Source organism: Clostridium ragsdalei P11 (genome assembly GCF_001675165.1).
GTDB lineage: Bacteria > Bacillota > Clostridia > Clostridiales > Clostridiaceae > Clostridium_B > Clostridium_B ragsdalei.
This window is the reverse complement of sequence record NZ_LROS01000002.1, coordinates 44,911-66,239: the sequence shown is the minus strand read 5'-3', so window position 1 is coordinate 66,239 and position 21,329 is coordinate 44,911. Positions and strand designations below refer to the sequence as shown.

Sequence of the window (21,329 nt, the reverse complement as noted above, 5' to 3'; positions counted from 1 at the left end):
TTCCCATATAAAAATATACCATTGTACTATCATAATGTAAAAACTTAAGGGCAACATTAGTATTAATTGCAGTAATATGCTATTATTAATTGACTTAACTAAATAAAAATACACATTAGGCATTTGAAAGAAAATAACAAGTCAAAGATGCGATGGATATTTCTTTGAAAATGCCTTAATAATGAAAGGTATGAAAAAATGAATTTTAAGGAACTAGAAATTAGTGAAAATATAATAACTGAATTAAAACACATGGGTATTACTAAACCAACACCAATTCAACAAGAGAGTATTAAATTTATTAGAGAAGGAAAAGATGTTATAGCTGAATCACAAACGGGTACTGGAAAAACTCTTGCTTTTTTGATTCCTATTTTTGAAAATATATCACCTAATGTAAATTCAACTCAAGCACTGATTGTAACTCCTACAAGAGAACTTGCTATTCAAATAACTGAAGAAGTTCTAAAACTAAAAAAAGCTAAAGATATAAATATTTTAGCTGCATATGGTGGGAAAGATATAGGTTCTCAGTTAAAAAAACTAAAGAGAAACATTCATCTAATTATTGCAACTCCAGGTAGGCTTTTAGATCATCTTCATAGAAAGACTATAGATCTTAGCAAATTAAAAACATTAGTATTAGATGAAGCAGATCAAATGCTGCTTATGGGATTTAAAAATGATGTAGAAGACATTATAAAGGAAATCTCTAAAAAACGTCAAACATTGTGTTTCTCTGCAACTATGAATTCTGAAGTTAAAAAATTAGCTTATAGATACATGACTGATCCTTTAGTGGTTTCCATTAAAAAGGAAGAAGTTACACTTAATAATATTAAACAATATGTAATAGAAACTACTGATAAAAAAAAGCAAGATGCCTTGTGTAATATTATGGATCAAGATAATCCATTTATGGCTATTATATTTTGCAGAACTAAAAGAAGAGTAGATGATCTTGAAATTGCACTATATCAGCGTGGATACAATTGTAAAAAGCTTCATAGTGATATACCTCAATCAAAACGTGAAAGAATAATGAAATCTTTTAGAAATGCAGATATTCAGTATTTGATAGCTACAGATGTGGCCGCTAGAGGACTAGATATAAGTGGAGTTACTCATATATATAATTATGATATTCCAGAAAATGTAGAGTCATATATACATCGTATTGGTAGAACAGGAAGGGCCGGTGAAAAAGGCTGTACTTGTCTATTTGTAGATCCAAAAGATAAAAGGACTTTAGAAGAAATAGAAAGAGGTATAAAATTTAGGATACCTAGAAGAGAGTTAAACATATAAAATTTTGACTTAATATAAAAAAATTGCGAAGCAAAGCTTTTAAAAATAACAAAGTTCAAATAACAAAGAACAGATAAAGATGATTTCCCTCGTACCTCAGGAAATCTATAATCTTAATATTTTCTGACCTTAGGAAGAAAATTATCCTTATCTGATATTTGAACTTTGTTCTTTGTTCTTTTAAAAAATTTCTTCGCAATATTTTTAAACAGTGAAAATTTGTATATAATCTTATATCAATTTACCGTATTATATCTATATTATCAACTAAATCTGGAATATCTTTTCTATAAATTCTTCCTGAAAAAGCTTCATGTGGAAGTGATATAAATTTAGTGCCAGGCTGAATAATCCTGCGATAAATAGGATCTGCAATAACAGCTTTTGCACCCTTCAAATATGTCATAATACTATCTTCATCTTCTGCCAAAATATCTTCTGATAATAACAAATCAGCTTCCGTTTCCAAAGGGCATAAGACTTTAACTTTCATATTCCTTTCAAGTGCAAGTGCTGCAGCTAATGATTCCGAATAAATGCTTTCTCCTATAATAACTGTGTCACCACCACACATAGCTCGTTTATCATATGCAATTTGGGATTTTCCTGTACTAATTGCCCTATCCAGTGATTTCATTACTACATCTGCAAACTGATCTCCCATTGGAACGCCTACAACATATGGTGTTCCAAACTTCTTCTGTAATTCTTTTGCTGCTAAAAGTCCAGTAGAAGAAACAACTAAGTTTACTTCTGCAGCTCCAGCTTGTTTCATTTGCTCCAATGTACTTCCCATTGCCCATACAGATAAAACCTGAAAATCAGCTTCAGTTAATCGTCTTTTAATGCTGTCTATACTGCTGTTTACTGAATAATCCAGAGGAGTAGCTCCAAGTACATTTACACTTTTTGTTCTTTTAGGTATACTAGTTAGAGTAAATCGTTTTACTATTTCAGCAAGAGCCTGTTCTGCTCCACATATGTAAGAGTGCATTCCATTTGTTTGAATAGCAAACGTAGGAATTTTAGTTTCATTTTCAATCACTTCTGCAATAGCTGGAAAATCTGTGCCTATCATCATTGGAATAGGTGTACCTGCAATAGCTATAAATTTAGGATGTAGCTCATTTGCAGCTGCCACAATATCATGTATTAATTTTTCATCATCACCCATGATAGCTTCCATTTCAGAAAGTCCTGTAATATAGATCATGCTGTCCATATCATACCAACGTGGTTCGTCATGAGTAGTATATGTTGAATTGCACCCTGATGCATCATGCATTACAGTCATCCCGCCTAATTCATATAGTGCGGAACAAACACCTGACACATCTGCCGTATATGTTGAAATAAATGCTGATGCCTGTTTCATAGTAAGCAACCACACCTCCATCCTTTGATTTGTATAAGCTTTCGTACATCTTTAGGACATGTAAAAGCTTCTTTCATAAGTCCAGCAAGTCTCACAATTCCATCAAAACCGTACATGCCGCCGCCTTCTACTACATTTACAAAATATTCACTTCCTGTAAAATAAGCAGCCTTTTGTCCTATTGCAAGGCTCTTTTCACTACATTTTCTATCCAGAACACCCATCTTTGCATGTACTGTAGCATACACTTTAATCTCAGGTTTGTTTTTTACAAGCCAGTCAAAATCTGTCTTGTCCCATTTTGTAAATGAATCTACATACAGCCTGTCCACATTAAATCCATTTTCCACAAGTAATCGAGCAAGTCCTGCTGGTCTCGGAACAGCTGTATAATCTATGGAAACCTTTGCGCCACCAATGACTTCTTTTGCTTCTTTCAAAGCATTTAAAGCTGCTGACTTTTCATCTGCGTATTCTTTCTTTGGTAATTCCAAATATTCATTCAATATATTTAAATTTTTTACTATTTCATCAAATCCATAACATAGAGGCAAATGTAGGTGCTTCTGTCCCAACTTTTCTTGCAAATAGTCTCCACCTGGTATTGCAACAGGCAGATAGGATATATTAGCACAACTTTCAGCCATTTTAAGGTATTCATCATAGGTTTTGCAAAAAGTAATATCTTTCAGTTCATATCCATTTTCACGAATGGTCCGTATAAGTTCACTGCTTTCATCCGTAGGAATATTGTTACCAATGATATTAATGCTTTTTTTATTAATTTCCATTGGTTGAAGGATACTGTATAATTGACGTTTCATTTTCTCATCTGGAGTCAGGCCACTTTTTCTCATAATTGGATCCATATAACAATCCGTGAAAGCCACATCCGGATATCTTTTTCGTAATTCTGTGTAAACTAGCTCCAAATCACATCCCATAAAATAATGTATGCAGGCAGTAAATATTAGAACTGCCGGAGGTTTTTGTGGAAGTTTATTGAGTATATCCGATACACCCTCAATGATAAGTTCCTCCATATCACCTTCAAGTACATTATTTTCTTGCACAGCTATAGTTGAGAATCTGTCCAATGTGCCCATTTCTGCTGCTGTAAGAACAACTCCTCTTAAACAGTTTGCTGCACATACATATATCTGATGCGACTTTGGAATAAGCATTCCAACATGAACTATATTCCATACTCCCCTAGCAGGAGCGTTATATTGCAGGCCAGATACAAATGGCTCAGGAAATGCAGCATCTTTTATCAAAGTACAGGTGCCAGTGTCATCAACGTGTCCAGATACATTTATAAGCATGATATCTCCTTTCCACATATCCTCATGATAATCTCTGCCAGCTTTCTATACTGTTTTGCCATATCACTTTCAGGAAATGCTTCTATTACTGTCTTATTCAAGGTTTCTGCTTCCTGAACGACTTCACTTCTGTCCAGAGTGCCAACTATTTCTGAATGAATATCCTCTGCCAATTCGTCCACTTTTTCATATTCATTTTTCACATCTTTTCTGTTAAGAATAAGACCTCCAAGACCAGCATAACCTCTGTTTTTAAAATTTTCTATAGCCATTGCAATATTGGCGGCTGCATGAATAGCCATGTTTTCACCTGAGGTTATAATAAATACTTTATCTGCGTAGCCCTTACGCATTGGCATAGAAAAACCTCCGCATACCACATCACCCAATACATCATATATTACCACATCTGGTTTATATATCTCATACGCACCTTTTTCCTTCAATTTTTCAAGTGCTGCTATAATTCCCCTGCCTGCACATCCAAGGCCTGGATTAGGTCCACCTGCTTCCACACATATAACACCATTATAACCAACAGTGACCATATCTTCTAAATCAAAATTATTCTTCTTTTCCCTTACAAGTTCAAGCACCGTATTCACGTTTCTTTTTTCATGAAGTGAAACTGTAGAATCAGCTTTAGGGTCGCATCCTATCTGCATAACCCTTATTCCTTTATCAGAAAGTGCAGCTGATATGTTAGAAACTGTTGTAGATTTTCCAATGCCGCCTTTTCCATACACTGCAATTTTTATCATAATGTGTTTCCTCCATATTCTAATTTACTAGAATTCATCTATTATAACTTTATTATATTAGCATATTCTTGGAAGTAATTCTCCTCCTGGAGGTGGCAGCAATGTTTCAGCACCGATTTCTGTTTTTACAATAACACGTCCCGGCATATCACAAGTGACCTCACCAATAATTGCCGCATCTTTTGAATATTTACCTTTATGTAATGTGTCCACAAGTTTTGGAGCAATTTCTTTTGGAGCAAAAACTACAAGTCTTCCTTCACATGCAAGATATAGTGGTTCCAATCCGAGCATGCCACATACACCTTTTACACCATCTGCTACCGGTATACTCTTTGAATCTAATCTAATTCCGACTTTGCTCTGCTCGGCAATTTCATATAATACCGTGCCGACACCTCCACGTGTAGCATCTCTGATTACATGAATGTCTTTTGACGTATCAAACATAGCTTTTACTGTACCCCATAATGGTGCACAATCACTGGTTACATCTGCTTCAATTCCAAACTCATCTCGTGCCAGTAAAACAGTACATCCATGTCGTCCTATATCACCGGTTACAATAATTGCATCACCTGGTTTTGCATTAAAACCAGAGGTATTAGCATCATCCATAATCTGTCCTATACCTGTTGTTGTTATAAATACTCCATCAACTTGTCCTTTTCCAGCAACCTTTGTATCTCCTGCGGCTATTTTTACCCCTGCTTCCTTTGCAGTCTTTTCCATAGCTGCTGCAATTTTCTCTAACTTGTCCATTGGAAAGCCCTCTTCAATAACAAAAGCACAGGATAAATACAGAGGTTTCGCTCCCATACAGGATAAGTCATTTACTGTACCACAAATGCTTAATTTACCAATATTTCCACCTGGAAATTCCGATGGAGAAACAATAAATCCATCTGTTGTAAAAGCTAGTTTTCCTCCCTTAATATTCAATACTGCAGCATCATCTGCTGTCAGGTCAGGATTCGAAAAATGAGCTCTAAAAACCTGATCTATTAATTCTGATGTTTGTCTTCCTCCAGCTCCATGAGCTAGTGTAACTGTTTTATCCATTTATTTTTCCTCCATACTGATAATATGCTGAACATGCTCCTTCATTAGATACCATACAAGCTCCAACAGGATGTAGTGGCGTACACCCTTTGCCAAATACTTTGCAATCTGACGGCTTGCATTTTCCTTGCAAAACATCACCACATCGGCATGCTGGATTGCTTCTTCCTTCTACTTTTCCTAAATGAAATTTATCTCTGGCATCAAACTCTTTATAAGCTTCCTTCAATTTAAGACCTGAATTTTTGATAATGCCAAGACCTCTCCATTCAGAATCACAGTCCTCCATGACTTCAGATACAATAGTCTGAGCCGCTTTACTGCCTTCATTCGTTACAACTCTCGGATAACAGTTTTTAAAAAAGCTTTCTCCTTCTTGTAATTTTGTGATTACTACAGCAAGTGCTGTCATGATTTCATTTGCAGTAAAACCTGTTATTACTCCGCTAACACCTTCGTTAACTAAAGACTCACATAACTCCGTACCTGTAATAGCATGTACATGGCCAGGATATAAAAACGCATCTGCGCTATTTTTTAGTGTTTTGTATACTCCCGGCATGGTTTTGTTTGCCGTAAGTAATGCAAAATTCTTAAGTTCTGCACCTTTTGCCTTTTTTACAGCCAGACAGCTGGCAGGTGTGGTTGTCTCAAATCCTACTGATAAGAATACTACCTGCTCATCAAGGTGGTCTCTAGCATACTCATAAGCATCAATAGGTGAATATACTATTTGAACTTTGGCGCCTTTTGATCTGGCTCCAGCAAGGTTCATTTCTGAACCAGGCACTCTTACTAAATCTCCAAAGGTACATATGGTGGCATTATGGTCAAGGGCTAGCATAATAGCTTCATCAATAAAGCCAACGGGCGTAACACAAACCGGACACCCTGGTCCTGATATGAGTTCAATATTTTCTGGTATTATATTTCTGATTCCAAGTCTGAATATCTCATGGGTATGCGTTCCACAAACCTCCATAATACGGATCTTTGGTCCGTCATAGGATTCAATAATCTCCTTTGCAGTTTTTTTTATGTTCTCAGCCATTATAATTCCTCCATGATTTTATCTGTTTCACTCTGATCATCATTTGTAATTTTTGAAATGGCGATTCCTGCATGAACCATAACGTAATCGCCTGGTTCCAATTCATCGATTAATTCTGCAGATACCTCTCTTTTTGCTCCTGAGGCATCAATTAGAGCCATTCCTTCTTTAATCTTTACAACTCTTGCTGGTAAACCTACACACATAGTTATTCTCCTCCCCTTTTTTCAATTTATTTATATGTTCCATTGCTGCTACTGCCTGACCTAGTGCTATTCCACCATCATTTGGCGGCAGCAAACTATGAATTAAAACTTTAAATCCAAGTTTTCTCAAACGGTCTAGGCTCATTTTTAATAATAATTGGTTTTGATATACTCCTCCGCTTAATGCTATAGTTTTGATTCCAGTGTTTCTAGAAGCTTGTATACATCCAGCTGCAATCATATCTGACAATTTTTCATGGAAAAAGTAAGCAAGCATCGCTGCATCTTTCCCAACTAAAGTTTCCTCTATGATTTTCTTTACTAAAACATCTGTTGCCAAAATTAGCTGTCCATCTGAATTTTTATAAACAAGATTTGAAAATTCAATACTATCCTCATCATAAATTTTGCTGCCACTATTATGGACTGCATGTTTTTCTTCATAAGCCTCTGCTGCAAATTCAAGGGTAGTAGAAGCTTCCCCTTCAAAAGATGATTGTTTTCTGATATTCAAGATAGCACTTACAGCATCAAACAAACGCCCTGCACTTGTAGATGTTATGCTGTTTATTTTATTATCAGCCATCATAAACTGAACATCGCAGTTCTTCTCATCACATAATTTAAGCTGTCTTACAACTTCATTTGCTTTTGCTTTATCTTTGTATATGCTGTAAATCATGGATACTGCAATTCGCCAGCCCTCTTTAGCTGACATGTCACCACCAATCTGAACAAAAGGTTTTATGCTGCCAAGCCTTTCAAATCCATCATAAGTAACTTCTAATAGCTCTCCACCCCAAATGGTTGCATCTGTTCCATATCCTGTTCCATCAAATGAAACGCCTATAACTGGATCAGAATAATCATTTTCAGCCATACAGGATAGAATATGTGCATAATGATGTTGAACCTGCAGTACAGGAATTCCTATTTCCTGTGCCATGTAAGTAGTATTATACTTTGGATGCATATCGCATGCCACAATTGTTGGCGTCGTCTCAAGCAGAGTTTCCAATCTTGTAATAGACTCTTTCAATGCTTTTACTGTTCTCAAATCTTCCATGTCACCAACATATGGAGACTGATAAAACAAATCATTTTTACCTATACAAAAAGTATTCTTGAGTTCACCACCAACTGCCAGTACTTCTCCTTTAAATCCGTTTGAAACCATAAACGGCAGCGGCGCATATCCTCTGGAACGCCTTATCATATAAGGTTTTTCTTCAAAGAAATCCATAACCGAGTCATCTGCACGAATACGAATCATTCGGTTATGTGATAAGATAACATCACACATCTTTGATAATTCTGTTATTGCATCATTGTCATCTCTACATATTGGTGCACCTGATGTATTACCACTTGTCATAACCAGGCAATCTGGCATAACTATATCATCATCATATGTAAATATCAAAAGTTGAACAGGAGCATAGGGAAGCATCACCCCAACCTTGGGATTATCAGGTGCCACAGCATCACACACCATTTCACTTTTCTTTCTTTTCAGAAGTATGATTGGTTTCTGATGCCCATCTAATACTTCTTTTTGAACTTTTGTAACTTCACATTCACGTTCTACAGTTTCCATATCCCGCATCATAACTGCAAAGGGCTTTGCAGGTCTTGTCTTTAATTTTCTAAGCCTCTTTACAGCTTCCTGATTTGTGGCATCACAACAAAGATGGAAACCTCCAATTCCCTTTATAGCTGCAATCCCTCCATCATGGATTACTTGTCTTGTATAAGTAATTGCAGCCCTGCCCCGCTCGCCTCTTCCAATTAAGTAAACCTCCGGGCCGCATTCATTGCAGCATACCGGCTGTGCATCATATCTTCGAGTTTCTGCATGAGTATATTCATATTCACACTCTGGGCACATTGGAAATTCGCCCATACTAGTACGTACACGGTCATAAGGCATGGAATCTAAAATAGTAAGTCTTGGTCCGCAGCACGTACAGTTTATAAAGGGATGAAGATATCGTCTGTTATTCTTATCAAAAAGTTCTCTTTTACACTCTGGACAGATGGCAATATCAGGAGATACAAAAATCTCACCTTGTACATGTTCACTTTCAATAATTTGAAAGTTCTGAAATTTTTCTGACTCTTCCTCTTTATGCACATCAATTTTTAATATTGATGAACGCTTTGGAGGATTGTGTTCCAAATCGTACAAAAAACCTTCTAATTCACTTTCACTGCCCTGAGCCCATATTTCCACATAAGGTCCTTTATTGCATACACTTCCACATATATGATTTTTATCTGCATGCCGGCTTACTGTAGGTCTAAATCCAACTCCCTGTACAATACCATAGACTCTAATTGACAAAGTTTTATAATCTTTCATATCATACACATCTTTCCTGAAACTGCAAAATGTGGTGTACCCACATACCTTCCCTTGAAGTTAGGTATTGCACGTTTCAATATATTATCACCTACAATTACATCGTAATTTTCTTGTTCTATAAGTTCTACAAACTGATCCTCTTCTGTAAGAGAAATATCCTTTGCTTCTTTAAGCTCGTCCTTTAGCATAAACCAGGAAGCAACTGTTACGTCTGAATTCACATTTTCGTTTATTTTATCTCTGATAGAATTTGCTATAACCTGCTGGTGTATTACTAAAACCTTCTTACCTTCAAAATATTTGAACTGTTCTTTTATATCATCCTTTAATATATCTCCTACCAGCGGATAATAAACTTCATAAGGTGTTCCAAATCTCTCTTTTAAATACTGTGCAGCTTTTAATCCAGCAGGTGATACTACTATATTTTTAAATACACTCCCTGCAGCCTCTACCTTTGACAAATCCGATTCCATACCATAACAGTAAACATTTTTGAAGTCCTCAGACTTTAGTGTCATTTCTATTTTATCTGCTGCCTTTAAATCACTTACATCAAGTGGGATTGTACCAATTACACCAATGCTTTCTTTATCTACTGTGAGGCCATCTTTTGCAAAAGTCTCAAACATTTTAAGATAAGCTTTTTCAGCCCCCACATCATATAATTCCATACCAGTAGTTTCTATGGTAATGACTGGCACATCAAGTTTCTTTTCTGACATTTTCTTTATTGCTTTGTAATCAGTAGCAATAACTGAGGGTACAGGAGTTCCGATAATTGCTGCAAATTTTGCTTCTACTTTTTTAGCAGCATCTGCAAGTTTTGCCACAAGCCTATCATCACGTCCCAGTATAGCATCCATATCACGAAGACCAGCACTGAAAATGGCACTTTTTTCTGCAGCCCATCTAGGCTCATCGAATCCACATACGTTACCAGCACATCCCCCTGCATCACAGATAACTATAATTCCTCCAAGCTTATAAAGAACAGATGCTGCACCAGACTGATCTGGTGCAAAAGGTGGTATATATTTTCTTAATCCTTTCATCTATGCCTCCTTACCAAAACAATCCAACGAATGTTTCAATTCCTCAAATAATTTTTTTACACCAGCATACCCAAAGGGCTGAATGTCCTCATTCCAAGGTACATTTACACAATCAGGATGGTAGTACTCTGCATCCTTGCCAATGGTTATATCAATCTCTTCTTCACTGCAGTCATAATAAATCATGGTAGGTTCAAGATTGGAATAAATCTTAGTCTTAGGACTCAATTTTGCAATTTTTCTGATATAAACAAAGTCTTCAACTGTAAGACTAGCATATATTTCAGCTACTTTAAATCCATATCTTAAAAGTGCCAAGGAAAGCTCAAAAGAATTAGCATTCATTGCTTCACCTACTGCAAAGGTTATATTAGGATAAGCTGCTTTCAATTCATCTATGGCCTTTTTTGCTTCATCATAGTATTTTTGATCATCAAAGCTTGTACCAAGAGCACTGGTAAAAATTTTGTATTGATTCTGTACTTTATCTATCTGGTACAGTCGTATAAGCTCTGCTGATGGAATATTCAGTCGTTTCATAATATCATCTGCTGCAAATCTTGCTTCTGGATTCAATACAAGATTAAAATTTGCCTCTCCCATATGCATATATTCATCAAAATCTTTACAGCGTGAGATCTCATTTATTTTCTTCATGCCAATATGGTGCAGCAAATCATATAGCTCTGAGTTTTCCATAAGTGGAGCAAAATATCCCAGTATATTAACTGTATCCAGCTTTTTTTCCATTGGTTTAAGAAGTGAATAAATGGACTGCCTTACATGTACCATAGGAGGCTTACGACCTTCTCTTGTTAATGCATACATATAACAGGGCAGAACAGGAATATTTACCTTATCCATAGCTTTTCTGCAAACACGCTCCATGTCTGTTCCGAGAAGTGCATCAACACATGTAATACAAATCATAACCACTGATGGCATACTTGGCGTACACTTACAAATTTCTTCAACTGCCTGTGGAATATTCTTCAAATGAGCTCCAGTAACAATATCAGTTTCATCCATTACCAAGTAGGACATTCTCTCACTGTATCCACCCTGTTCACTTAATGTTGTCGTATTCCTTCCGCAGCATCCTGGAGCTACTAAAAGCATAACTGACCCTGGTATTGCTAGTCCTGCACGCTTAACTCCAAACCCCTGCGCACCAGGTGAATTAAAAGAAAGAGTTGCTGGTGAACTGTAAATCAAATGAGTATTTGAAATAAGTTCTGCAGGAATATTATCTTTACCTACTGCGGCTAAGTTTTCTGCTGTAATATAATATGACTCTTTTTTCATTTCATTTCCTCACTTTTAATCAATAATTTGGCTAAATTGAAAAAGCACTTACTTATTGGAAGGTTAGGGTCTCCTTCAATAACTGTTTTACCCATCTCCTCAAAATGATTGATATTATTGTCTCTTGGGATATCACCTACAATAGGAAGATGTTCCTTGCTGGCAAAATCTTTTACTTTTTCTTCTTCATTTTCAATATTTCTATGATTGAATACGATACCAAACACCTTTGCATAACCCCTATCTGCAAAATTTTTAACTGCACTATTTATGTTATTTGCTGCATAGAGGGCCATTTTTTCACCAGAAGTAACAATAAGTACTTTTTCAGCATATCCTTCACGAATAGGTGCTGCAAATCCACCGCAAACTACATCACCTAAAACATCATAAAGTACAACATCTGGCTTGTACTCTTCAAAAAGATTTAAATCCTCTAATAAATTAAATGTAGTAATAATTCCTCTACCTGCACAACCAAGTCCTGGTGTAGGGCCGCCAGTCTCTATACACAGAACGCCGCCAAAACCTACTTTTGAAATATCTTCAATTTTTTCTGGATCTGCATCAAATTCTCTCATATAATTCATTACAGGCATTAATGTTTTTCCTGCAAGCAAATTACTATTGGAATCTGCTTTAGGATCACATCCTATCTGAATAACTTTTTTTCCGAGCTTGGCAAAGGCTGCTGACAAATTACTGGTAATTGTAGATTTCCCAATACCGCCTTTTCCGTATATAGCTATTTTCAGCATTTTTTAACCCCCTATAGTATTTCATTTTTATCTTCTTACGTAAAAAAACTCCTCCCGAGTTTGGGAAGAGCTTAAATGCGGTCATAATATATCAATTAATCTTACTTAGTGAAGTTTGTTTCTCCCACTAAGTTCAGATAAGCAACACATAATATACTAATTTTTTACTGCCCGCTCTTTATCTCAGGACACCTTCGCTTCAGAGTGACAAAAATATTAATTTTTAATTAAAATGTGAAACAAACGTTTTCTAAATTTTTTATATATTCAGTTTATCACCTAAAATTGGTACTGTCAAGAAATTACACCAAATTCTTCATAACAAAGCTATAAAAAATGAATTAAATTATACTATATCTTCATAGGCTTCTTCTTTTTCTTCTCTCTTGTCAACAATACAGCTATTTAAAATCATACCAACAACAATAAGCAGTATTCCAATTAAGTCCACTCCCGTTGGTATTTTATCATGAAACACAAACACTCCCCCTAAAAGAGTAAATATAACTTCACCTGATTGGGTACATTCCACTGCCGCCAACTTACGCGTATCACTGCTAACTATATCCGTTGCCTTAAAGAACAGTATCGTAGCAATAATTCCAGAACAAATAGCAACTACAAGAGACTGCACTGCCTGTCCCCTACTTGGCACTCCCACAGACATAAGACCACATATGGACAATATTATCCAAAAAGGCATACTGCACAAAGTCATACCAAATACTCTTTGAAATGTGGTAAATTTATTTTCACAAACTTCTATCATCTTTCGATTGCCTAAAGGATATGAAAAAGCTGCTATAATTACAGGAATAATTCCTATTAAAGGTTTTATACTGGATATTTCCTGTATCTGCTGAAACTGCATTAAAAATATTCCAAATAAAATTAGCAGCGAAATAGATAACACTTTTTTAGGAATTTTATTTCTTACTTTTAAAACTTTATTATTCTTTTTTACAGTTTTAAAAAATAAAGGAGAAAGAAGACCCCCTGCAATTATAGTTATTTGCCATGTTCCAGCAACTAACCATGAAGGACCATATATTGAAGCAAAACTTAAAGGTGCATAAAATAATCCAAATCCTACTGTACTCCAGACAATCCACTTCATAGGTTTTTTAATTATATCACTTACCACTTCAGATAACTCATTTTTAACAATCATGATAACAAATAAAATTGGAAGCGTGAAAATGTATCTTAATGAAGAACTCCATATCCAACTTCCACCATGAAAATTCATTTGTTGATTAAGTACAAAAGTAAACGCAAAAAAGAATGAAGCTATTATGCCAAGTATAATTGCTCTTTTCACTACTATTACTTCCCATCTATAATTTTTATATAATATATTATACATATGTATGTTATTTTGTACAATATGTTATTGATAATATTTTACTTAATTCAAAAATTATTATAGAATTATAGATGTTATAATGTAAAAATCGTTATATAAGGAGTTAAACTCATGAAAAATTTGAATTTAATTATAGGCACTAAGCTTAAAAATATACGCCTTAGGAGAAATTTGAGTTTAGATGATGTATCAAGGCTAACTGGGGTAAGCAAAGGAATGTTAGGTCAAATAGAAAGAGGTCTATCAAATCCAACCGTATCTACTTTGTGGAAAATCTCAACTGGATTAAAAGTATCTTTTTCATCCTTTATCAATGAAAAAGAAGATGACTTAAAAGTAATACATCAAGATGACATTGTTCCCTTATTAGAAGACAATAATAGAATGAAATTATATTCAATATTTCCATTTGATAATAATAAAGGATTTGAGATATTTACTATAGAATTAGAACCAGGATGTAACCATGCATCTACCCCACATAATGATGATGTGGAAGAATATATTATTGTTACAGAAGGTACAATGGAGTTAATCATAAATGACAATAGTTTTACACTGCAAAAAGGAAATTCTATTAAATTTATGGGAAATAAGCCCCACTCCTATAAAAATACAACTACTAAAAAAGCAGTATTCCAAAATATAATAATGTATTATAAGTAAATACAACCCAATTTTAAACTAAAAGCTATGAAATTTGAAGAAAATTGTACATTTTACATATTTATTTTGATCAATAAACTTCAAATTGAGCAAAATAAATTTGATGAACTTATAATTAAACAGTAGATTGGTAATAATTAAACGTTAATTGGAGGTAAATATTATGAGTAAAAAATCTTTATTAGTCATCGATTGTCAAAATGATTTTATAACTGGCAGTCTTGCATGTAAAAATTCAGAAAATGCTATACTGCATATTATAGATTTTATAAGTAAAAATCCTGATCTTAATGTATTCTATTCCTGTGACTCTCACGAAATGACAAATAAGTCATTTCAAAAAAATGGTGGAATGTGGCCCATTCACTGCGTAGAAGGTACTGAAGGAGCTTTACTTTCTGAAAAATTCACTCTTGGAATAAAGGATAAAAATAAATCTTCACAAAATCCTGAAGTTATCTTTAGAAAAGGTATGAACGATGATGTTGAAGAGTATTCAGCCTACAATGCAATAAATAATAAAAATAAAAGACTTCACGAGGTACTTGACAAAAACATTATAATATGTGGAATTGCCAGCGAGTACTGTGTTAAAGAAACAATACTTGATCTCGTGAAAAATGGATTCAACGTGACTATTCTTGCAAATGGTCTTGGATACGTAGATGAAACTGAACATATAAACACTCTAAATGAGTTTAAAGAAAAAGGCATGAGCATTATCTTCTAATTTTTCTTACTCTGAAGCTATTGCAATAACTTCAGAGTTATTTATCCGATCGCTACCATTGCTAATACCCCATCTTCTATCAAAGTTGGGGATAAGCACTGCTACGCGCCTGGATAACGATTTCTAAACATCAGGTGGAGTCAAAACTCAACCTGATGTCAAGAACTCTGTTTATTATCATGATCTTTCATACAGCCTTTCTTTCTAATAAATTCTAATTGTAAATAATATATCTATAAAGAAGTAAAATACGAAAGCATATTTAAAACACTTATAAAAATAGTCTTTTTTTATTGACCTTAAAATTACCAATACAAAAATAAATGCAGCTATAAAAAAAACATATACCTGCCATATTGGTACATTCAAAAATTTTGCAATCAAACCTTCGTCATTAATTGCAAACATATTATCAGGATTTATAATTATAAATAATAGATATGCAATTAACCTTGTAAGGCACATAGTTATAGCAAAATACACTCCTATGTACACTTTTTTCCTATTTTTAAGGATATAAACAATGATGCATCCAATTACTGCTAATATTAAATTAATCGCCGGTCCTCCAAGACATCCCCACAAGTTTTCCAAACCATTTTTAGGCTCTGTGTAACTAAAAACAAATTTCGCAGGTATTCCACTTAACTCAAAACCTATAAAATGTCCAAATTCATGAATTGGGGTAGCAACTAGCGTAATCATCAAAAAAATAAGCTTGCTTAATTTAGAGTCAATGTCCATATTAACCTCTTTAATATTCATATTATTTAACCCCTCACCATTTACAAATAATAAAGTTCAAATTTCAAATATTATTGATTTTCAGCTATTTCAACTCTATACTTTCCTCAACTATTAACTATTAATTTTATACCTATCACTTTTAACTTACCACTAATTAACTTCTTAATTCCTCATAGGTATTCTAAAAACCTCTTTTGTAAACACCGATGTATTTGCCATATATATGTTTCAATTCCTCATAGGTATTCTAAAAACCATCGAATATAGAATACATCAGCATTTATAAAAATGCAATATTTGAGAAAACTTTTGTAAAAATGATAAAAATCAATCTGAAACCGCTAATTACCTGGAAACATAAAAATCGTCGACCCCCGGAGTTTTTTGCACTATTCAGGGTCGACAACATAAAACTAACCAATACATTTTATAAAAATATATCCTGTTGATTTTTTGACACTCCAAGTACCTCTCTATTAGAATACCTGGTACTTTTAAAACTATATATTATTATCGAATCCTCACCTTTTACCATAATATCAGAAAGCTCACACTTTATCTTTTTTAAATTAGCTGCACTTATGTCCCCTTCAAAAACAGAATTTTGAACCCAGGTTAAATATTTTCTGCATTTTTTGAGAGCACGTCCAACACGTTTCTCTCCAAAATCATAAACAAGTATTACAAACAACGCCTACCACCTCGCAACAAAACCATCATACGGCTCATCTTCAGTTATACATTTTTGAAGTTTATACAATTCAAGCCTTATTATACGTTTGTAACTAACATTCGTTCCTATTTTAGGATGCTTTATTGTTCTTAAAAGTTTATTATTATATTCCTCTATAAACTTCTTTCTTCCTTTATCATTTAACATTATACCATTGAGATCAGATTCAAAATCCTTCTCTGTCAACTCATTTCTATTCAAAATAGTGAAAATAGTTCTATCCACTATTATAGGTTTAAATATTTCAGCTATGTCAAGATTAAGTGAAAATCGCCTCATATTTGTAGAATGAAGATATCCTATTCTTGGATCTAGTTGTGTTTGATATATTTCCCCTAAAACAGTTGTGTACATCATAGAGTTTCCAAAGCTGATCAATGCATTTATCTTATCCCTTGGAGGCCGCTTGCTTCTTACTTTAAATGCAAATTCAGGATTTTTTATTATTTTTGAAAAACATTCATAATACTCCTGTCTCATATTACCTTCAACTGCCATAAGTTCTTCTATGGTTTTACAACATTCCATAAGTTTTTTCTTCTCCACTATATCCTTAAGTTCTAATTCAGTATCTACTCCCCTGCCATTATAATATTTTAAAATTACAATTATATTTTCTGCTGCAGTTTCTATTATCATTTTAGCTATTTTAAGTCTCTTTTCATAATCGAGATAATTTTCTGCCTGCTTTAATATCACATAACCAGAGTTTAAGTGTTCTCTCGGGTAGAAGGTTCCTGTATAATATCCATAATAATTAAAAAAATGTATACATATTTCTTTTTGAGAAACAAAATCGAGAAATTTCTTATTCAAATTAATTTCACCAAACACCCAAATATTATTGAGTTCCTCTACAGGTAAATACTTTTTCTTGCCGCTACTTTCAAAATATACGGTATTATCTTTCCTTTTTAAATCTCCATCATTAAAAATATAAATATCCTTTTTCATCTCTGCCTCCTATGAATAACAATATTGCCTATAAGCACACTTTTTACAAAATGGTACCTTTTTAACAGAAGGGGGACGTTTAAGTGCACATATTTTTTCTATATCCAAACACATTCTTTGGAGCTTTTCCTGAGATTCATCAGTTAGCTCTATTTCTGTCCTCTTTTTTTCCTCTGGATAAAGTAAAACTCCTTTTGCATTTATACCTGCATCTTTCAACTGATTTAAATAATACATAAGCTGCCATTTTGAAGCTTCAGCATATTTTGAAGTCTTTTTCGTTTCTCCAATTGTTATCTGTTTTTTAGATTTAAAAATCACATCAAATTTAACATTTCCAAAACTGATTTCCTTATTATTCCTCTTGTATGTACGTTCATGTATAAAACGCCCTATATCCACATTTTCATCGTGCTGGTCAGGAACTATTGATCTTGACATAAGCCAGACTTCACGTTTGCATACATTGTAATACCAAAGCATTGTTCCATTGATATCCATAATACCACCCCTACATAACAAAAAAATCTTCTTCCTCTTCTCTCTTATAGCCTGTCATATCGTCATAATATACTTCACATGCACTTTTAGGTAAATTCAATATAATATCATTTTTGTCATTTACTCTATCAACATATTTAAGAGGAATAGATAAAGTGTATTCTCTAACTTTGTTTTTTATTTCAAGCATTTTTTCACTCTTAGCTTCAATTTCTTTAATACTTATAGCCTTTAAAAGCTTATTGTATATTTCTTCAGCTTCATCATTAATTCTAAAAAATACATCCACATAATTGTCATTTTCATTTATAAGCGAAAATTTATCTATACTATAGTCTTTATCACTAAAATACATTTTTATAATTGATTCTTTAAATTTTTCAGAAACCTCATGCGATTTATTTTTATCAACTTCAATAAAATACTTTCCGATAAGATCAAAATATTCTCTTTCCTCTATGCACTTTTTATCATATAAAATGCCTTTACTTATATCTATTAAGGTATGTCCGTAAACTCTGGTACCATAATATGAACCACTATTATCAATCATGGAATAAACAAACACATTTCCACCTTTCTTTTTCCCATTTCTGTTGCATCTACCTGCCGCTTGTATTATTGAATCAATAGGCGCTATGTCCCTTATTACAACGTCAAAATCAAAGTCAACTCCCGCTTCTACAACCTGGGTTGAAACAAGTATTATTTTTTCATTATTTTCCAGCATCTTTGTTACTTCATCTATCCTTTTCTTCCTATGACATGGCAAAATATTAGTTGACAAATACAAAACTTTTCTGCCGCTGTTTTTAAGTTCTTTATAAATTTTTAATGATTGTGCTATGGTATTGCATATTATAAGGTAGGATTTATCTTCCATGTTGTCGTAAAATTCTTCTATAAAATTTTCTATCTTAATTGGTTCAAGCCTTGGAATAATAGAAGTTCTATTAAACATATTAAAATATTTTTTATTATCACTTAAAAGTTCCGCTGCATCTGAAAGTATAAGTGGTTTAGTTGCAGTCATCATTATTATCCTACAATCAAGATATTTGCTGGCTGCAGTAAGAATAAATTCTACGAGCTTTAAATATTTTATATCTATAGCTTGTACCTCATCTAAAATAATTATTGATTTATATAGTGCATTGAATTTTTTAAGCATCCTGTTTTTATTGCCTATTAAAGTTTCAAGGAGCTGGACAAAAGTTGTAATTACTATTCCGCTGTTCCAATTTTCTATTAACATTTCAGCTTTGATTTTTGTATAATCCTCATGTTCACTACTGTATTCGATGTCTGCAAGGCTGTGATGTTTTATTATATACTCACTGCTTTCATTTTCAAAATTAGGTATATTCTTAAAAAGTGAATATATTGAAGAATAGTTTTGATTTATTATAGATGTAAACGGAAGCGAATATATTATTTTTCTGTCTTCTCCCAAAAGTTCTTTAAGTTTTAAAGCTGCAAAAAATCCGCAATAGGTTTTACCTGTCCCTGTAGGTGCTGTTATGGAAAATATTTTATTATTTTCGTAAACGCTTTTGATTTGCTCTTGAACTTCATCAAATATTTGGCTTCTAATTAAATTCATATCATTTCTAGAGTCATTTTTGAATTTTTTATTTTTAGTTTCATTTAGTATATTGAAATTTGCAAATTTTATTTCCGGGAGTTCTATATTTGAAGCGCTGATTTTGTCAGCTGCAATAAGTGAACTATATAACATCTGACTTATAAAATAATCTTCCCCACTTTCGTTGTAATATTCAAATTTATACTGGAGCTTTTTTAGCCTGTTTAAAATTTTTTCAATAGGTTTTTGAGATATAAATTCATCAAAATACTTATCATATCCAATTGTTTTATAATCACTTTTTATAAATTCTTTATTTTTTTCCATATCTTCTATTTGTTCATAGGCAATATCCACTTTTTCTCTAAGTTCAGGTTTATCTATTCTATGACTTCTAAAATTCTTAGGCAGATTCATATCGACATTTTTTATACTGCCATGATGATGGAGTATACAATTGTATATAAAAACGGGTATTGCATTGTCATCATAAAAATCGAGGGCAATAAATACCCCGAATAAAGCAGAAATAAAGCCATGGCTGTTCAAATCATTTTTAGTTTTATCTTTACTTAAAATGTATCTTTGAAAAAAAGTTGTATACTTGCCAAAATCATGGGTAAAACTCAATATTTCTTCTGCTTTTTTATATTTTTTATCACAATAAGCCCGGGATATTTTATTAACCTCCATAAGATGAGTTAGAATCAATTTATCTGGATGTGAATAAAATTTCATACTACCATCTCCTACATAAATACTATGTTTTCATCTTCGAGCTTTACAAATTCAGTGTTAAGTTTTAATTTCAGAGGATGTCCATTTTCGTCATAAATATAGGAAGCCATATCTCCTATTTCCCTATCCTTTAAAAATTCCACAGGCATTCTTTCTTTTAAAAGCTTAAGATTGTCATCTTCAAATATGTCTATGCTTCCAGGAGCAATGTATTTTGAATTTACAAGCGTGGATACCTGTACCGATTCATTGCTCTTTTCAAGTTGTACATCAAGTCTATTGCAAAATTCAAAACTGCAATTAAATGGTGCAGCTCCTAAATATGGAGAATAAACATATTTGTTATCCTTTACTCTACGTTCCAATTCATCCATCAAGCTTTTATCTTCACAGTTTATATAAATAGTATACTTGACTCCATCATCTCCAGTTAAAATTTCTACAGGAATCTGGGTATGATCTTTGGGACAAAATATATTCTTTGGACTTGTAGCTTTAATATAATTTACACTTTGCATTATCTTTCTTATGCAGCCATCTTTTTTTATGGATACATTAAAATTATTTTTAGAAAAAAGCTCATAATAGCTGTTCCTTTCATAACCTAGGACAGCTGCTATGAGACCTACCACAGTCGTCCTCGGAGGTACAGAATAGGAAAGTGAAGATGAATTGGTATAAAATTTTCTAAAGTGTGCAAATTTTCCTTTCAATTTTAATATCAATAAATCCATATTT

20 protein-coding genes are annotated in these 21,329 nt (G+C 33.3%); 3 read left to right on the top strand and 17 right to left on the bottom strand.

The window, feature by feature from the left end:
• Positions 1 to 198: 198 nt before the first annotated feature.
• The gene (locus CLRAG_RS00875; protein WP_065076632.1) at positions 199 to 1,308 is read left to right on the top strand and encodes a DEAD/DEAH box helicase; all 1,110 of its coding nucleotides are present in this window, start codon (positions 199 to 201) and stop codon (positions 1,306 to 1,308) included.
• Positions 1,309 to 1,549: 241 nt separating this feature from the next.
• Here CLRAG_RS00875 and CLRAG_RS00870 read toward each other — a convergent pair whose 3' ends face one another.
• From CLRAG_RS00870 to CLRAG_RS00820, 11 genes are all read right to left on the bottom strand, one after another.
• On the bottom strand, positions 1,550 to 2,683 hold the full coding sequence (locus tag CLRAG_RS00870; RefSeq protein ID WP_065076674.1) for a nitrogenase component 1: 1,134 nt from the start codon (positions 2,681 to 2,683) through the stop codon (positions 1,550 to 1,552).
• On the bottom strand, positions 2,680 to 4,026 hold the full coding sequence (locus CLRAG_RS00865; protein ID WP_242872068.1) for a nitrogenase component 1: 1,347 nt from the start codon (positions 4,024 to 4,026) through the stop codon (positions 2,680 to 2,682). Before CLRAG_RS00865 ends, CLRAG_RS00870 begins: the two co-directional genes overlap by 4 nt.
• Positions 3,999 to 4,769 (bottom strand): nucleotide-binding protein, encoded by a 771-nt coding sequence (locus tag CLRAG_RS00860; RefSeq protein WP_065076630.1) that lies wholly within the window; start codon positions 4,767 to 4,769, stop codon positions 3,999 to 4,001. The genes CLRAG_RS00865 and CLRAG_RS00860 overlap by 28 nt, the downstream gene beginning before the upstream one ends.
• A gap of 57 nt (positions 4,770 to 4,826) precedes the next feature.
• Positions 4,827 to 5,831: a hydrogenase expression/formation protein HypE gene (gene hypE / locus CLRAG_RS00855; RefSeq protein WP_023161798.1), complete on the bottom strand. Its 1,005-nt coding sequence runs from the start codon at positions 5,829 to 5,831 to the stop codon at positions 4,827 to 4,829.
• Positions 5,824 to 6,882 (bottom strand): hydrogenase formation protein HypD, encoded by a 1,059-nt coding sequence (gene hypD / locus CLRAG_RS00850; RefSeq protein WP_065076629.1) that lies wholly within the window; start codon positions 6,880 to 6,882, stop codon positions 5,824 to 5,826. Before hypD ends, hypE begins: the two co-directional genes overlap by 8 nt.
• A complete protein-coding gene (locus tag CLRAG_RS00845) occupies positions 6,882 to 7,088 on the bottom strand; it encodes a HypC/HybG/HupF family hydrogenase formation chaperone (RefSeq protein ID WP_013238956.1) in 207 nt (68 codons plus the stop codon). Before CLRAG_RS00845 ends, hypD begins: the two co-directional genes overlap by 1 nt.
• Entirely contained in the window at positions 7,051 to 9,450 is a 2,400-nt protein-coding gene (gene hypF / locus CLRAG_RS00840) for a carbamoyltransferase HypF (protein WP_065076628.1), read from the bottom strand. The genes CLRAG_RS00845 and hypF overlap by 38 nt, the downstream gene beginning before the upstream one ends.
• Positions 9,447 to 10,508 carry a nitrogenase component 1 gene (locus CLRAG_RS00835; RefSeq protein WP_065076627.1) on the bottom strand — a complete coding sequence of 354 codons (1,062 nt, stop codon included), beginning with the start codon at positions 10,506 to 10,508 and terminating at the stop codon, positions 9,447 to 9,449. Before CLRAG_RS00835 ends, hypF begins: the two co-directional genes overlap by 4 nt.
• On the bottom strand, positions 10,509 to 11,813 hold the full coding sequence (locus tag CLRAG_RS00830; RefSeq protein WP_065076626.1) for a nitrogenase component 1: 1,305 nt from the start codon (positions 11,811 to 11,813) through the stop codon (positions 10,509 to 10,511).
• Positions 11,810 to 12,571: a nucleotide-binding protein gene (locus CLRAG_RS00825; protein WP_065076625.1), complete on the bottom strand. Its 762-nt coding sequence runs from the start codon at positions 12,569 to 12,571 to the stop codon at positions 11,810 to 11,812. Before CLRAG_RS00825 ends, CLRAG_RS00830 begins: the two co-directional genes overlap by 4 nt.
• A gap of 346 nt (positions 12,572 to 12,917) precedes the next feature.
• The gene (locus CLRAG_RS00820) at positions 12,918 to 13,892 is read right to left on the bottom strand and encodes a DMT family transporter (protein WP_065076624.1); all 975 of its coding nucleotides are present in this window, start codon (positions 13,890 to 13,892) and stop codon (positions 12,918 to 12,920) included.
• Positions 13,893 to 14,048: 156 nt separating this feature from the next.
• On the opposite strand from CLRAG_RS00820, the gene CLRAG_RS00815 reads away from it, so the two are divergent.
• The gene (locus CLRAG_RS00815; protein ID WP_063601865.1) at positions 14,049 to 14,603 is read left to right on the top strand and encodes a helix-turn-helix domain-containing protein; all 555 of its coding nucleotides are present in this window, start codon (positions 14,049 to 14,051) and stop codon (positions 14,601 to 14,603) included.
• A 163-nt stretch (positions 14,604 to 14,766) separates the two neighbouring features.
• Positions 14,767 to 15,333: an isochorismatase family protein gene (locus tag CLRAG_RS00810; RefSeq protein ID WP_065076623.1), complete on the top strand. Its 567-nt coding sequence runs from the start codon at positions 14,767 to 14,769 to the stop codon at positions 15,331 to 15,333.
• 204 nt (positions 15,334 to 15,537) lie between these two features.
• Here CLRAG_RS00810 and CLRAG_RS00805 read toward each other — a convergent pair whose 3' ends face one another.
• The 6 genes from CLRAG_RS00805 to cas5b all read right to left on the bottom strand — a co-directional run bounded on the left by CLRAG_RS00805 (position 15,538) and on the right by cas5b (position 21,325).
• Positions 15,538 to 16,098 (bottom strand): hypothetical protein, encoded by a 561-nt coding sequence (locus CLRAG_RS00805; protein ID WP_065076622.1) that lies wholly within the window; start codon positions 16,096 to 16,098, stop codon positions 15,538 to 15,540.
• Between the two features lie 409 nt (positions 16,099 to 16,507).
• Entirely contained in the window at positions 16,508 to 16,771 is a 264-nt protein-coding gene (cas2, locus tag CLRAG_RS00800) for a CRISPR-associated endonuclease Cas2 (RefSeq protein ID WP_065076621.1), read from the bottom strand.
• A 3-nt stretch (positions 16,772 to 16,774) separates the two neighbouring features.
• The gene (gene cas1b / locus CLRAG_RS00795) at positions 16,775 to 17,767 is read right to left on the bottom strand and encodes a type I-B CRISPR-associated endonuclease Cas1b (RefSeq protein ID WP_065076620.1); all 993 of its coding nucleotides are present in this window, start codon (positions 17,765 to 17,767) and stop codon (positions 16,775 to 16,777) included.
• 9 nt (positions 17,768 to 17,776) lie between these two features.
• Positions 17,777 to 18,268 (bottom strand): CRISPR-associated protein Cas4, encoded by a 492-nt coding sequence (gene cas4, locus CLRAG_RS00790; RefSeq protein WP_065076673.1) that lies wholly within the window; start codon positions 18,266 to 18,268, stop codon positions 17,777 to 17,779.
• Between the two features lie 10 nt (positions 18,269 to 18,278).
• The gene (locus tag CLRAG_RS00785; protein ID WP_065076619.1) at positions 18,279 to 20,591 is read right to left on the bottom strand and encodes a CRISPR-associated helicase/endonuclease Cas3; all 2,313 of its coding nucleotides are present in this window, start codon (positions 20,589 to 20,591) and stop codon (positions 18,279 to 18,281) included.
• Positions 20,592 to 20,602: 11 nt separating this feature from the next.
• Complete coding sequence (cas5b, locus tag CLRAG_RS00780; protein WP_065076618.1) at positions 20,603 to 21,325, bottom strand: type I-B CRISPR-associated protein Cas5b; 723 nt, start codon at positions 21,323 to 21,325, stop codon at positions 20,603 to 20,605.
• Between the last annotated feature and the right edge of the window lie 4 nt (positions 21,326 to 21,329).